General features: G+C 69.8%; 14 protein-coding genes. 8 read left to right on the top strand and 6 right to left on the bottom strand.

The window, feature by feature from the left end; translation table 11 throughout:
* Positions 1–33 precede the first annotated feature (33 nt).
* The 4 genes from AC07RM_RS10305 (at position 34) to minE (ending at position 3,401) form a co-directional block, all read left to right on the top strand.
* Positions 34–1,317, top strand: coding sequence for a solute carrier family 23 protein (locus tag AC07RM_RS10305; RefSeq protein ID WP_431510899.1), 1,284 nt, complete (start codon positions 34–36; stop codon positions 1,315–1,317).
* A gap of 154 nt (positions 1,318–1,471) precedes the next feature.
* Positions 1,472–2,239, top strand: a complete 768-nt coding sequence (minC, locus tag AC07RM_RS10310; RefSeq protein WP_093343684.1) for a septum site-determining protein MinC — start codon at positions 1,472–1,474, stop codon at positions 2,237–2,239.
* Between the two features lie 64 nt (positions 2,240–2,303).
* On the top strand, positions 2,304–3,119 hold the full coding sequence (gene minD, locus AC07RM_RS10315; protein WP_093344160.1) for a septum site-determining protein MinD: 816 nt from the start codon (positions 2,304–2,306) through the stop codon (positions 3,117–3,119).
* A gap of 3 nt (positions 3,120–3,122) precedes the next feature.
* Positions 3,123–3,401, top strand: a complete 279-nt coding sequence (gene minE / locus AC07RM_RS10320) for a cell division topological specificity factor MinE (RefSeq protein ID WP_093343682.1) — start codon at positions 3,123–3,125, stop codon at positions 3,399–3,401.
* A 1-nt stretch (position 3,402) separates the two neighbouring features.
* Here minE and AC07RM_RS10325 read toward each other — a convergent pair whose 3' ends face one another.
* The gene (locus AC07RM_RS10325; protein WP_495334394.1) at positions 3,403–5,010 is read right to left on the bottom strand and encodes a rhodanese-like domain-containing protein; all 1,608 of its coding nucleotides are present in this window, start codon (positions 5,008–5,010) and stop codon (positions 3,403–3,405) included.
* Positions 5,011–5,012: 2 nt separating this feature from the next.
* Positions 5,013–5,993, bottom strand: a complete 981-nt coding sequence (locus tag AC07RM_RS10330) for a Bug family tripartite tricarboxylate transporter substrate binding protein (protein WP_495334396.1) — start codon at positions 5,991–5,993, stop codon at positions 5,013–5,015.
* A gap of 136 nt (positions 5,994–6,129) precedes the next feature.
* Here AC07RM_RS10330 and AC07RM_RS10335 point away from each other — a divergent pair, with 136 nt between their 5' ends.
* Complete coding sequence (locus AC07RM_RS10335; RefSeq protein WP_431510896.1) at positions 6,130–7,107, top strand: fatty acid desaturase; 978 nt, start codon at positions 6,130–6,132, stop codon at positions 7,105–7,107.
* Positions 7,108–7,123: 16 nt separating this feature from the next.
* Here AC07RM_RS10335 and AC07RM_RS10340 read toward each other — a convergent pair whose 3' ends face one another.
* On the bottom strand, positions 7,124–8,041 hold the full coding sequence (locus tag AC07RM_RS10340) for an alpha/beta hydrolase (RefSeq protein ID WP_495334399.1): 918 nt from the start codon (positions 8,039–8,041) through the stop codon (positions 7,124–7,126).
* Positions 8,042–8,246: 205 nt separating this feature from the next.
* Complete coding sequence (locus AC07RM_RS10345) at positions 8,247–8,849, bottom strand: TetR/AcrR family transcriptional regulator (protein ID WP_093343675.1); 603 nt, start codon at positions 8,847–8,849, stop codon at positions 8,247–8,249.
* Between the two features lie 176 nt (positions 8,850–9,025).
* Between AC07RM_RS10345 and AC07RM_RS10350 the strand changes: the two genes are divergently transcribed.
* Both AC07RM_RS10350 and AC07RM_RS10355 read left to right on the top strand, forming a co-directional pair.
* Entirely contained in the window at positions 9,026–9,970 is a 945-nt protein-coding gene (locus tag AC07RM_RS10350; protein WP_057591795.1) for a CysB family HTH-type transcriptional regulator, read from the top strand.
* A gap of 176 nt (positions 9,971–10,146) precedes the next feature.
* Positions 10,147–10,410: a hypothetical protein gene (locus tag AC07RM_RS10355; RefSeq protein WP_093343673.1), complete on the top strand. Its 264-nt coding sequence runs from the start codon at positions 10,147–10,149 to the stop codon at positions 10,408–10,410.
* 92 nt (positions 10,411–10,502) lie between these two features.
* Here AC07RM_RS10355 and AC07RM_RS10360 read toward each other — a convergent pair whose 3' ends face one another.
* Entirely contained in the window at positions 10,503–10,913 is a 411-nt protein-coding gene (locus AC07RM_RS10360; protein ID WP_093343671.1) for an RcnB family protein, read from the bottom strand.
* 155 nt (positions 10,914–11,068) lie between these two features.
* Positions 11,069–11,665, bottom strand: coding sequence for a dihydrofolate reductase family protein (locus AC07RM_RS10365; RefSeq protein WP_093343670.1), 597 nt, complete (start codon positions 11,663–11,665; stop codon positions 11,069–11,071).
* A gap of 148 nt (positions 11,666–11,813) precedes the next feature.
* Here AC07RM_RS10365 and AC07RM_RS10370 point away from each other — a divergent pair, with 148 nt between their 5' ends.
* On the top strand, positions 11,814–12,242 hold the full coding sequence (locus AC07RM_RS10370) for a winged helix-turn-helix transcriptional regulator (protein WP_296788452.1): 429 nt from the start codon (positions 11,814–11,816) through the stop codon (positions 12,240–12,242).
* Positions 12,243–12,314: the final 72 nt, after the last annotated feature.

Here is a 12,314-nt window from a genome sequence, read left to right on the forward strand (position 1 = left end):
ACAAGCCTGGACCACGACACGAGGAGACAAGCCATGAGCAATCCATTCACCTGGCGCGAAGTCGCCGCCACCGAGGGGCGCGTGGTCGCGCCCGACGAACGCCTGCCCTGGGTCCAGACCGGATTCATGGGCGTGCAGCACGTGATCGCGATGTTCGGCGCCACCGTGCTGGCGCCGATCCTGATGGGCTTCAGCCCCAACATCGCGATCCTGATGAGCGGCATCGGCACGCTGATCTTCTTCCTGATCACGGGCGGCAAGGTGCCCAGCTACCTGGGCTCGAGCTTCGCCTTCATCGGCGTGGTGATCGCGGCCAGCGGCTACGCCGGCAAGGGGCCCAACGCCAACATCGCGGTGGCGCTGGGCGGCATCGTGGCCTGCGGCGTGGTCTACATCGTGATCGGCGCCATCGTGCAGGCCGTGGGCACGGGCTGGATCGAGCGCTTCATGCCGCCGGTGGTGACCGGCGCGGTGGTGGCGGTGATCGGGCTCAACCTCGCGAACGTGCCGATCAAGAACATGGCGGCCGGCAACTTCGACGCCTGGATGCAGGCCCTGACCTTCCTCTGCGTCGGCCTGGTGGCGGTGTTCACGCGCGGCATGGTGCAGCGGCTGCTGATCCTGGTGGGGCTGATCCTGGCCACCGTCGTCTATGCCGTGCTGACCAACGGCATGGGCCTGGGCAAGCCGGTGGACCTCAGCGGCATCGCCAACGCGGCCTGGTTCGGCCTGCCGGCCTTCACCGCGCCGGTGTTCACGGCCAACGCGATGCTGCTGATCGCGCCGGTGGCGATCATCCTGGTGGCCGAGAACCTGGGCCACCTGAAGGCGGTGACGGCCATGACCGGGCGCAACCTCGACGGCTACATGGGCCGCGCCTTCATCGGCGACGGCATCGCCACCGTGGTCAGCGGCGCGGCCGGTGGCACCGGCGTGACCACCTATGCCGAGAACATCGGCGTGATGGCCGCCACCCGCATCTATTCGACCGCGGTGTTCGTGGTGGCGGCGGTGATCGCGCTGGTGCTGGGCTTCAGCCCCAAGTTCGGCGCGCTGATCCAGGCCATCCCGCTGCCGGTGATGGGCGGCGTGAGCATCGTGGTGTTCGGCCTGATCGCGGTGGCGGGCGCCAAGATCTGGGTCGACAACAAGGTCGACTTCTCGCAGAACAAGAACCTGATCGTGGCCGCGATCACGCTGATCATCGGCACCGGCGACTTCACGCTGAAGTTCGGCGACTTCGCGCTGGGCGGCATCGGCACCGCCACCTTCGGGGCCATCATTCTTTACGCACTGCTGGGCCGCACGAAGAACTGAGGCGCTCCCGGGGGCCCGCGCAAGCCCCCAAAGTGAAACCTCGTGCAATAAATGTGCTTCCGGGCCGGCCCGGGCCGCGGCGCTGCACCGCCGCGCGCCCCGCGCCCGTTAGACTCCCAGGCTTTTCGCACCGACGTTTTCCAGACGTTTTCCAATGGCCGATGTTTCCGCCGCGCGCACCAGGGCGGTATTCGAATTCAAGAGCGCCACGCTGCCGCTGATCGCAGTCATCCTCAAGACGACCGATCTGGGCGTGCTGGCCGAGGCGCTCGACGCCCAGCTGGCGGATTCCCCCGATTTCTTCGAACAGGAACCGGTGGTCATCGATCTCTCGCAACTGCCGGAAGCCTCGGCCGAGGGCGGGGCGGGCGACGCGCTCGATTTCGAGGCCCTGCGCGGCCTCTTGGCGCGCCACCAGACCCAGCCGATCGCGGTGCGCGGCGGCAGCGAGGCCCAGCACGCCGCGGCCCGCGCCGCCGGCCTGGTGGTGACCGACATGCCCGCCGCCCCGGCCCCGCGCCCGGCCGAGCCGCCGCCGGCCACCCCGTCGCCCGCGCCGCAGATCGTGCGCGAGGTGCCGGTGCCGGCCAACGGCACGCTCCTGATCGACCGGCCGCTGCGCTCGGGCCAGCAGGTCTATGCCCGCGGCGGCGACGTGATCGTGACGGCCGTGGTGAGCCATGGCGCGGAGGTCATCGCCGACGGCAACGTGCACGTGTACGCGCCGCTGCGCGGCAAGGCGATCGCCGGCGCGCGCGGCAACACCGAGGCGCGGATCTTCTCGACCTGCCTCGAAGCCCAGCTGGTGGCGGTGGCCGGCATCTACCGGACCTCGGAAGTGCCGCTGCCCGACTCGGTGCTCGCGAAGGCGGCCCAGATCCGGCTCGATGGCAAGAAAATCGTGATCGAGCCCATTGCCTGACGGCAGGGCGGGACGACGCGGCAGCGATCCAGCAACAACCGAATCGAAACAAGAAGGAATGGCCATGGCCAAGATAGTGGTGGTGACCTCGGGCAAGGGCGGCGTCGGCAAGACGACCACGAGCGCCAGCTTCTCCTCGGGCCTCGCGCTCGCGGGCAAGAAGACGGCCGTGATCGACTTCGACGTGGGCCTGCGCAACCTCGACCTGATCATGGGTTGCGAACGCCGCGTGGTGTACGACCTGATCAACGTGATCCAGGGCGAGGCCAACCTGAGCCAGGCCCTGATCAAGGACAAGCAGTGCGAGAACCTGTTCGTTCTCGCCGCCTCGCAGACGCGCGACAAGGAAGCGCTGACGCAGGAAGGCGTGGAGAAGGTGCTGACCGACCTGGCGGCGATGGACTTCGACTACATCGTCTGCGACTCGCCTGCGGGCATCGAGACCGGCGCGATGATGGCCATGCACTTCGCCGACGAGGCGCTGGTGGTGACCAATCCCGAGGTCTCGTCGGTGCGCGACTCGGACCGCATCCTGGGCATGCTCAGCAGCAAGACCAAGCGCGCCAAGGACGGCGGCGATCCGGTCAAGGAGCACCTGCTGATCACGCGCTACAACCCGAACCGGGTGGCGGGCGGCCAGATGCTCTCGCTCGAGGACATCCAGGACATCCTGCGCATTCCGCTGATCGGCGTGATCCCCGAGTCGGAGAGCGTGCTGCACGCTTCCAACCAGGGCGTGCCCGCGATCCACGACAAGGACACGGACGTGGCCCAGGCCTACAGCGACGTGGTGGCGCGTTTCCTCGGCGAGGACAGGCCGATGCGTTTCGTCGAGGCCGAGAAGCCGGGCTTCTTCAAGCGGATTTTCGGAGGCAGATAAGGCATGTCGTTCCTCTCGTTCCTCCTTGGCGAAAAGAAGAAGACTGCCAGCGTTGCCAAGGAACGCCTGCAGATCATCCTCGCCCACGAGCGTTCCAGCCTCAGCGGCAAGAGGCGGCCCGACTATCTGCCCGAACTCCAGCGCGAGCTGGTGGCGGTGATCTCGAAGTACGTGGCCATCAATCCCGAGGACATCAAGGTCCACCTGGAAACGCAGGACAACCTCGAGGTGCTCGACATCAAGATCGAGCTGCCCGACCCGGCGCCCACGCCGGCGCGCTGAGTCAGTCCGGCGCGAAGAAGCGGAAGCGGACCGTCGGGTCCGCGACCACGCGCGCCGACAGGGCGCGCTCCCACGCCAGGTAGTCGGCCCAGGCCGGGTCGCGCCGCGGCCCGAACACGCGCATCACCGAGCCCCAGTCGTCGTCGAACGGGGTCAGCAGGCGCGCCGCCTCGAGCGTGGTCGACAGCGGCCGCCCCGAGGCCTTCCAGGCCTGGGTGCCGCCCGCGAGCCAGCCGAAGCGCGCGCCGGCCCCGGGCCAGCGGCGTTGCGCATCGCGCGCCACGCGGCTCGCCGCGATGCCGTCGGGCGAGGTGAAGACCAGCGTGCGGCCCGGCACGATCCATGGAGAGAGCGGTGCCAGCGAGGCCGGCAACAGGTAGAGCGCGCCCGGCAGGTGGCCGCGTTCGTACTCGAGGCTGGGGCCGACGTCGACCACCGTGGCGCCTTCGAGCGCCTCGGCCTCGATGGCGGGCGGGGCATCGGCGATCGCGGCGGAAGGGGCCTGCGGCAGGCCCTGGGAGGGCAGCGGGCCGTCGAACACATGCACCTCGGCCTGGCCGAGCTGCGTGAGCCAGAAGCTCGTGATGGCGGCGCGCAGCCGGTGCGCCGGGTCGTCGAACAGCACGATGCGCGCGCCGCGCGTGCCCACGAGGTTCTCGAAATGCATCAGCAGCTGCCCGCCGGGCACCTGCTGCACCGCCGTGCCCGCGAAGGCCGGGTCGGGCTGCGGGCGCACGTCGAACAGGTAGAGGCTGCGCCGCGGGTCGGCCTGCCAGCGCGCGAGCTGCGCGGCATCGGCGAGCGGCAGGCGGTGGCGCGCGATCAGGCCGTCGGCCAGTTCGCGCAGCCGTTCGGGCGACTCGGCCGGCAGCAGGTCGGCCGGCGCGGCGTTCTGCACCACGGGGCCGCCCTGCAGGCCCCAGTCCATCACGCCGTCCTCGACGAACACCGCATCGCGCGCGCGGCCCAGCAGCCGCAGGGTGGTGGCGCCGACGATGCCACGCGTGCGGCTGAAGCAATTGATGGCCCAGAGGTGGTCGGCAGCGGCGGGCGTCTCGAAGCGCCGCAGCGCGAGCTCGGTGCCCGCATGGTTGCGCGCGCCCGGCAGCGAGAGGAATTCGAATTCGGCGCGCGGCCGCGCATCGACCAGCGTGGTGGGCCGGCCGTCGCGCAGCCGCTCGCGCAGCGCCTCGACACCGACCGAGGGCGTGCCGAAGTGCAGCCGCGCGCGGTCGCCGAAAGCCTTGACCAGCGTGCCGTAACCGTCGATGAACGGCAGCCCCTGCGCGGCCCAGGCCTCGATGCCGCCGGCCAGCAGGCGCACGCCGGTGTAGCCCAGGCGTTCGAGCACGGCCGCGGCCTCGTGCGCGGGGCCATCGGGCGCCGCGCGGTCGTCGTAGAGCACGATCGCCGTGGAACGGCGCGGCACCAGCGTGGCGACCTGCGGCTCGAGGCCGCTCAGCGGCGCATTGCGCGCGAGGTTCGGATGCCGCGCGACGTAGTGGCGGGTCTCGCGCACGTCGAGCAGCGCGAGCTCGGGGCCGTCGGCGTCCAGCAGCAGCGCATGCAACGCCGCGGCATCGAGGGTGGGGCGGTCGTGCGCGCTCATGCTCAGTTCGGCTGGATGCCGGCCTGCTTCACCACCGCGGTCCACTTGACGGTCTCGGTCTGGATGAAGCGAGCGAACTCCTCGGGCGAGCTGCCGACCGTGAAGGCGCCGATGTCGTCGTAGCGCTTGCGGAAGTCGGCCGACTGCACGATCTCGCGCAGCTCGCGCGAGAGGCGCTGCACCAGCGGCGCGGGCGTGCCACTGCGCACCACCACGCCGTACCACGAGGTGACCTCGAAGTCGCCGAGGCCGGCCTCGGCGGCGGTGGGCACCTCGGGCAGCCAGGGCGCGCGGCTGCGGTAGGCCACGGCCAGCGGCTTGAGCGTGCCGGCCTTGACGAAGGGGATCGCGGTCACGACCTCGTTGAAGATGAACTGGGTCTGGCCCGCCAGCAGGTCGTTGATGGCGGGCGCGCTGCCCTGGTAGGGGATGGGCGTGAAGTCGGCGCCGGTCCGGGACTTGAGCAGCTCGCCCGCGAGGTGCGAATAGGCACCCACGCTGATGCCGTAGTTGACCTTGCCGGGGTTCGTCTTCGAGTAGTCGATGAGCTCGCGCGGGCTGTTGACCGGCACCTTGGGATTGACCAGCAGCAGCTGCGGCGTCTGCACCAGCAGCGACACCGGCGTGAAGTCGCGCGCGAGGTCGTAGCTCAGCTGTTTGAACAGCGCGGGCTGCACCGTGAGGTTGGAGGCCGGCGCGAGCAGCAGCGTGTAGCCGTCGGCCGGCTGGCGCGCCACGTAGTCGAAGCCGATGTTGCCGGCCGCGCCGCTGCGGTTCTCGACCACCACGGGCTGCTTCAAGCGCTGCTGCAGCTGCTCGGCGACCTCGCGCCCGATCTTGTCGGCGATGCCGCCCGCGGGGTAGGGCACGACCACGCGCACGGTGCGCTGCGGATAGTCGTCGGGCGCGGCGGCCCGGGCCGGCAGCACGGTCGACAGGGCGAGCAGCAAGGCGGCGAGGCCGCGCGAGGGGAGGGTGTTCATGGGACGACGCAAAAAGCCAGCGAGCCTAGGGCGCGGGGGCGGCGGCGCGAACGAAGTTTCGCACCCTTGCTTATGCGGAATGGGCGCATGCGGCGCGGCCCAGGCTTCCTAGCATCGCAGGCCGGACCGCCTCCTCATGAACACCGCCGCCCGCACCTCCACCCAGCCGCTGCAACCCGCGGCCATCGCGCCCGCCGTTGCGGCGCTCCCCGCACGCGGCCGCCGCCACTGGTGGTGGCACTACGAGGTGCCCACCCTGCTGCTCGCGGGCGCGCTCTACCTGGCCTGGGCCGCGCTGGTCTGGTGGCATGCGGCGCTGCCGGGCTGGGCGCTGTTCGCGGCCGGCGGCTACCTCGCGCAGCTGCACTTCTCGCTGCAGCACGAGAGCATCCACGCGATGCGCCAGCTGCCGCAGTGGCTGCGCTGGGCCGTGGTGTGGCCGCCGCTCAACCTGTGGCTGCCGTACCCGTTCTACAACCGCGGCCACAGCGCGCACCACGTCAACTTCCACCTCACGCATCCCGAGCGCGACACCGAGAGCGCCTACCACTCGGCACCGGCCTGGGCCGGCTACGGACGCTTCTGGCGCTGGATCTACCTGGCGAACCAGACGGTGGCCTTCCGCGTCGTGCTGGGGCCCTTCCTGCGGCTGTGGAAGCTGGTGCGCTTCGAGACCGGCCGGGTCGCCGCCGGCGACTTCTCGCGCTTGCCGACCTGGGGCTGGCATGCGCTGAGCGTGGCGCCGGTGCTGTACTTCGTGATCGGCGTGGCCGGCATGAGCCTGGGCGAGTACCTGCTGTGCTTCGTCTACCCGGGGATGATGCTGGGCTCGCTGCGCACCTTCACCGAGCACCGCTGGGCCGACACGCCGCACGAGCGCGTGGCGATCGTCGAATCGAACGCGGTGTTCGGCCTGCTCTACCTCTTCAACAACCTGCACCACGTGCACCACCGCGCGCCGACCATGCCCTGGTACGAGATCCCGGTGTACTTCCGGCGCCACCGCGCGGCGGTGCTGGCGGCCAACGGCCACTTCTACTACCGCGGCTATGGGCAGATCGTGCGGCGGCACCTGTTCCGGCCGGTGTTCGTGCCGGTGCATCCGGCCTGGTAGCCAGGGCCCGTCAGCCTTATCCGGCGACGAAGCCCAGCACGCGCTCGATCACCTCGGCCTCCTTGAGGATGCGGCGGTGCCCCAGCCCCTGCGTGGCGACGAGCCGCGCGCCCGCGATCGCATCGCGGTAGGCCTCGCTGTCGGCGAAGCGGTTCACGCGATCGTCGCGGTCGTGCACGATCAGGGTCGGCCGCGCGATGCGCGGGCCCACGGCGGGCGGCTCGAACTGCGGCATCAGGATGCCCTCGCGCGATTCGATGCGCCGCTGCATCGCGGCGCGCGTGCGCTCGCGCAGGCCGAACACATGGGCGAAGTAGCGCGTGTATTCGCGCGGCGAGGCGGGCGGTGCCAGCAGCACCAGCCGGTCGGCCGGCAGTCCGCGCGCCGCCGCGTAGGCCAGCGCGTTGCCGCCCATCGAGTGCGCGATGGCCGCGCGCAGCGCATGGCCCTCGGCCGCGAGCCGTGCCGCGACGTACTCGAGCGCGCGCGCGAACTGCGGCAGGTTGCTGGCCCAGCCCGCGCTGCGGCCGTGCGCCGGCAGCTCGAGCAACACCGGCCGCAGCCCCGCCGCGGCGATGGCCTGGGCCAGCGGCAGCATCTGGCCCGCATGGCCGCCCCAGCCGTGCATCAGCAGCACCACGGGCGTCTCGTCGACGGCCGAGGCCTGCGAGGCGAGGTGGTAGAGGCCGAGGCTGCCCTGCTCGAAGGCCCAGGTCTCGCGCCGCCACTCGGCGCCCGGCCCCTGGCCGCGGTAGAGCCACTTGGGCGGCAGCGGCGTGCGGAACACGCGGCTGGCCGCGCGCACGCCGAGCGCGGGCCAGAGGCGCTCGATGGCGCCGAGCGTCCAGCGCACGGCGCGCAGGCGGAGGCTGGCGCCGTAGTAGCCGGAACGCGCGGCGTGGGTGGAGGCCGAAGGCGTGGCGCTGCTCGTCATGCCGTGCGCCCCTTCAGTACCAGACCCAGTCCTGGTTGCTGCCGGGCAGCGCACGCAGGGCTTCGCGCAGGGTTTCGACGCCGAGGGCCAGCGCGTAGACGGCCAGGCAGAGGGCAATGATCAGCATGGTGTTTCTCCTTTTTTATCGCACGATTGTGCGAAATTCAGATAAGCAAAGACGAAAGGCGTGCGCCCGGGACCTGCCTCAGGCGCGGTAGTCGGAAAGGATGCGCCGCCAGCTGCGCGCGGCATGCTCGCCGGCCAGAGGGTCGCGCAGGAAGCGCGCGTCGTGCAGCAGGGTCATCACGAGGCCGTTGAGCTCGCTGACCAGCAGCGCGGCGTCGGTGCCGGCCTTGAGCTCGCCGCTGTCCACCGCCTGCAGCACGGTGCGGCGCAGCGCGGCGCGCCAGCGGGTGATCTCGGCGAGCAGCAGCTCGCGCAGCTCGCCCTCGCGGTCGTCGTACTCGAAGGCACCGGCCATGTAGAGGCAGCCGGTCTCGCTCTCGACGTCGCGCGTGCGCGCGATCCAGCGCTCGACGATGTCGGTCAGCCGCGCCAGGCCCTTGGGCTTCTGCATCGCGGGCACGAACACGTCGGCCAGGAAGCGGCGGCCGTATTCCTCGATGACGGCCTTCTGCAGCGCCTCGCGCGATCCCACGCGCGAGAACACGCCGCTCTTGGACAGGGCCAGCCGGCTCGCGATCGCCTGCAGCGTGATCGCCTCCAGGCCCTCGGCCAGCGCGAGATCCATCGCCGCGCCGACGATGGCGGTGCGGGTCAGTTCGCTCTTCTGGGTCTTGGCGTCCATGCGGCGAACTTTAGCACAGTCGTGCGAAATGGCAAGCCAACGCGAAGGCCGCCTTGCCAGGGGGCCCAAAGATGATTTGCTCATGTGAAACCAACAAACGCATCGTTCCCCGCATAAGCCGTTGTGCAGAGAATTCCCGGTCCGTCCCGCTCCGGGACATGACCCTTCCGCGCCAGATGAACTTCCAACAACTGCGCTCGGTACGCGAGGCCGTTCGTTGCGGCTTCAACCTGACCGAGGTCGCCCATACCCTCCACACCTCGCAGCCCGGCGTGAGCCGGCAGATCCGCGAACTCGAGGAGGAGCTCGGCATCGAGCTCTTCGTGCGGGCCGGCAAGCGGCTCACCGGCCTCACCGAACCCGGCGGCCACGTGCTGCCGATCATCGAGCGCATGCTGCTCGAGAGCAGCAACCTGCGGCATGCCGGGCAGGAGTTCGTCGCGCAGCAGAGCGGCCTGCTGTCGGTGACGGCCACGCACTCGCAGGCGCGCTATGCGATGCCGGTGGCGGTGCAGGAATTCCGCGCCCAGTTTCCCAACGTGAAGCTGCACCTGCACCAGGGCTCGCCCAAGCAGATCGCGCAGATGCTGATCGACGGCGAGGCCGACGTGGGCATCGCCACCGAGGCGCTGGGCGACTACCCGCAGCTGGTCGCCCTGCCCTGCTACCGCTGGACCCATTCGGTGATCGTGCCGCCGGGCCATCCGCTGCTCGACGCGCCGCTCACGCTCGATGCGCTCACGCGCTATCCGCTGATCACCTACGACACCGGCTTCACGGGCCGCTCGCGCATCGACGAGGCCTTCGCGCAGCGCGGGCTCACGCCCAACATCGTGCTGGCCGCAATGGATGCCGACGTGATCAAGACCTACGTGCAGCTCGGCATGGGCGTGGGCATCGTGGCCGGCGTCGCCTACGAGGCCGAGCGCGACACGCAGCTGCGCGCGATCGACGCGGGGCGCCACTTCGGCATCAACCTCACGAAGCTCGCGGTGCGGCGCGGCAACTACCTGCGCAAGTACGTCTACGCCTTCATCGAGTCCTTCGCGCCGACCCTCACGCGCGCTGTGGTGGAAAAGGCACTGACTGACGAGACCCGCGCTTCGCACTACGAAATCTGAAAAGCGTGGCCCGACAAGGGCTTGGCGCGTGGACTTCGCACGGCGGATGCGAGGCTTCGGTCACGATGTCGACCGAAGCGGCGAGACTTCCATACGAAAGCATGAAAAAGCTGCCAGTTGCTTCACACAAGGAGCGTACATTCGCATTCATCCCAGCTTTCCGGAACGGATCAGCAATGGCATCGATTTCGCAGCAGCACCCCACAGCGAAGGCCAAGGCCCTCAAGGCCGCCGAAGCCAGCGAACGGCGCGAACGCCTGCGACGAGGGCTGCCCGCCACGGTGGAACTGCTGCAGCAACGCCATGCCGACCGCATCGACGACAGCGACATCGATGCCTACGTGAACCTCAACTGGCTCGAATGGCACGGCGGCGGGCTGCGGCTCACGATCACGGGCCGCAACGTCTGCGCGCAGCTCGCGCCCACGGCACTCGTCTGAGACACCCCCAAGAGAAAGCCGCCGCGGCGTGAAGCCTGCGGCGGCTTTCGTGCGGGCTCCTCTCGGAGCCCTGCGGCAGTGGGCACTTGTCGTTATTGGCCAGCGATGATCTGCGAGATCACGCCCGTGGCGATCGCGGCCAGCACGAAGTCGCCGCCCACGCCCATCCACTGGTAGCCGCGCGGCGGCGGCTGCAGGCGGTAGGCGCGGTAGTCGTTGACCACGTAGTTGCGCGTGCGGTACTCGCTCGGCACGCGGCCGCCGCGGCGCCATTCGGCATGCGGCTGCGGGAAGCCGCGGCGATCGAACTGGCGTCCGTCGCGGAAGTCCTGGTTGCCCCAGTGGCCGGGCGGCGGGCCGCGGCGCTCCATGCGGTCATGGCCCGGAGGGCCGCCGCGATGACCGTCATGGCCGCGGCCCTGCGCGAAGGCGCTGCCCGCTGCCATGCACATGGCGAGTGCCGCGGCGGCCACGGCCATGCTCTTCGTCTTGTTGATGAACATCTGGAACTCCTTCGTGCGTGTTGTGATGACGAGTCCATTGTGGGCGGCCTGTGTGTCGGTCAGCCGGCGCTCAGGTAGGCGCGAAGTGAAACAAGGTAAGCGGCGGTATCCGCGCCTCCTGCACTCCTACAGCCGCGCGGCGCCATGGTGCCGTTTCAGGGCAGGCCGGGCACGTAGCGGTTGACCACGATGCCGCATTCGTAGGCGTCGGAGCGCAGCAGCGCGAGCCGGTGGCCCTTGCTGCGGTCGTTGAACACCGACAGCCCGCCACCCACCGCGGCCGGATTGACGAAGAACTGGAACTCGTCGACCACGCCGGCCTCGACCAGCGCCGACGCGAAGCCCACGCCGCCGATCGAGAGGATGTCGCCGCCCTCCTGGCGCTTGAGCGTCTCGACCGCCTCGGCCAGGTCGCCATGGACCACCGCGGTGCGCTCCCAGCGCGAGGCCTCGAGCTTGTTCGAGAGCACCACCTTGTCGGCATTGACGATCTTCTGGGCGAAGGCGTAGTGGCGATCGGCCGGAAAGCGCTGCGCCGCGCGGCCCCAGTGGTCGAGATAGCCCTCCTCCGCGATCTTGCGGCTCAGGAGGATGGTGCCCACGCTGTCGAACACGGTGTTGAAGTCCTGCTTGAGGCGCTCGTCCCAGGGCCAGGGATCGCCCCAGCCCCAGAGCTGCCAGTCGAGGTGGGCGTGGGCCGCCGACACATAGCCGTCGACGGACATCTGCATCTGAAGGATCAGCTTTCTCATGCGCGTTCTCCTCATGGGTCTGGAAGGGATCGAAGCGCCCTGCTTTCTGCTTGCGAATTGCAATCGGTTTCCGGCGGGCGGTTGCAGTGTCTTCCGACCGATGCAAGAATGCAAGCGGTTCCGAAAGAAAAGCGTAGGAGCGCGCGCCATGGCATCCCAGGAAAAATCCCTCTGCCCGATCAACCTCGCGCTGGAAGTCTTCGGCGACCGCTGGAGCCTGCTGATCGTGCGCGACATGATGTTCGCAGGCAAGCGCCATTTCCGCGAGTTCCTGCAGTCCGACGAAGGCATCTCGACCAACATCCTCACCGAACGGCTCGGCAAGCTCGTCGAGCAGGGCGTGCTGCGCAAGAGCGACGATCCCACGCACCGGCAGAAGGCGCTCTACAGCCTCACGCCCATGGGCATCGACCTGCTGCCGGTGGTGGCGCAGATCGGCATCTGGGGCCGCAAGCACACGGCGGCCACGAAGGACAGCGCCGCCGATGCCGCCGCGCTCGACAAGGGCGGGCCCGCGCTCTGGAAGAAGCTGCAGGCGGAGCTGCGGCGCGCGCATGCCGAGGGCCGCGCGGCCTGAAAGACACGCGTCACGTCCGGTCACCAGACTCGCGCGGGAGCGCTGGCAGAATGCCGCCCGGCACCCTGCCAA

This window comes from Variovorax sp. GW821-FHT09B05, assembly GCF_059418265.1.

Coding starts and splice junctions, on each gene's coding strand:
- AC07RM_RS10345 (WP_093343675.1), bottom strand. CDS start 8,849: ATGGACGCCAAGACCCAGAAGAGCGAACTGACCCGCACCGCCATCGTC.
- AC07RM_RS10340 (WP_495334399.1), bottom strand. CDS start 8,041: ATGACGAGCAGCGCCACGCCTTCGGCCTCCACCCACGCCGCGCGTTCC.
- AC07RM_RS10325 (WP_495334394.1), bottom strand. CDS start 5,010: ATGAGCGCGCACGACCGCCCCACCCTCGATGCCGCGGCGTTGCATGCG.
- minC (WP_093343684.1), top strand. CDS start 1,472: ATGGCCGATGTTTCCGCCGCGCGCACCAGGGCGGTATTCGAATTCAAG.
- minE (WP_093343682.1), top strand. CDS start 3,123: ATGTCGTTCCTCTCGTTCCTCCTTGGCGAAAAGAAGAAGACTGCCAGC.
- AC07RM_RS10350 (WP_057591795.1), top strand. CDS start 9,026: ATGAACTTCCAACAACTGCGCTCGGTACGCGAGGCCGTTCGTTGCGGC.
- minD (WP_093344160.1), top strand. CDS start 2,304: ATGGCCAAGATAGTGGTGGTGACCTCGGGCAAGGGCGGCGTCGGCAAG.
- AC07RM_RS10335 (WP_431510896.1), top strand. CDS start 6,130: ATGAACACCGCCGCCCGCACCTCCACCCAGCCGCTGCAACCCGCGGCC.
- AC07RM_RS10370 (WP_296788452.1), top strand. CDS start 11,814: ATGGCATCCCAGGAAAAATCCCTCTGCCCGATCAACCTCGCGCTGGAA.
- AC07RM_RS10365 (WP_093343670.1), bottom strand. CDS start 11,665: ATGAGAAAGCTGATCCTTCAGATGCAGATGTCCGTCGACGGCTATGTG.
- AC07RM_RS10305 (WP_431510899.1), top strand. CDS start 34: ATGAGCAATCCATTCACCTGGCGCGAAGTCGCCGCCACCGAGGGGCGC.
- AC07RM_RS10360 (WP_093343671.1), bottom strand. CDS start 10,913: ATGTTCATCAACAAGACGAAGAGCATGGCCGTGGCCGCCGCGGCACTC.
- AC07RM_RS10330 (WP_495334396.1), bottom strand. CDS start 5,993: ATGAACACCCTCCCCTCGCGCGGCCTCGCCGCCTTGCTGCTCGCCCTG.
- AC07RM_RS10355 (WP_093343673.1), top strand. CDS start 10,147: ATGGCATCGATTTCGCAGCAGCACCCCACAGCGAAGGCCAAGGCCCTC.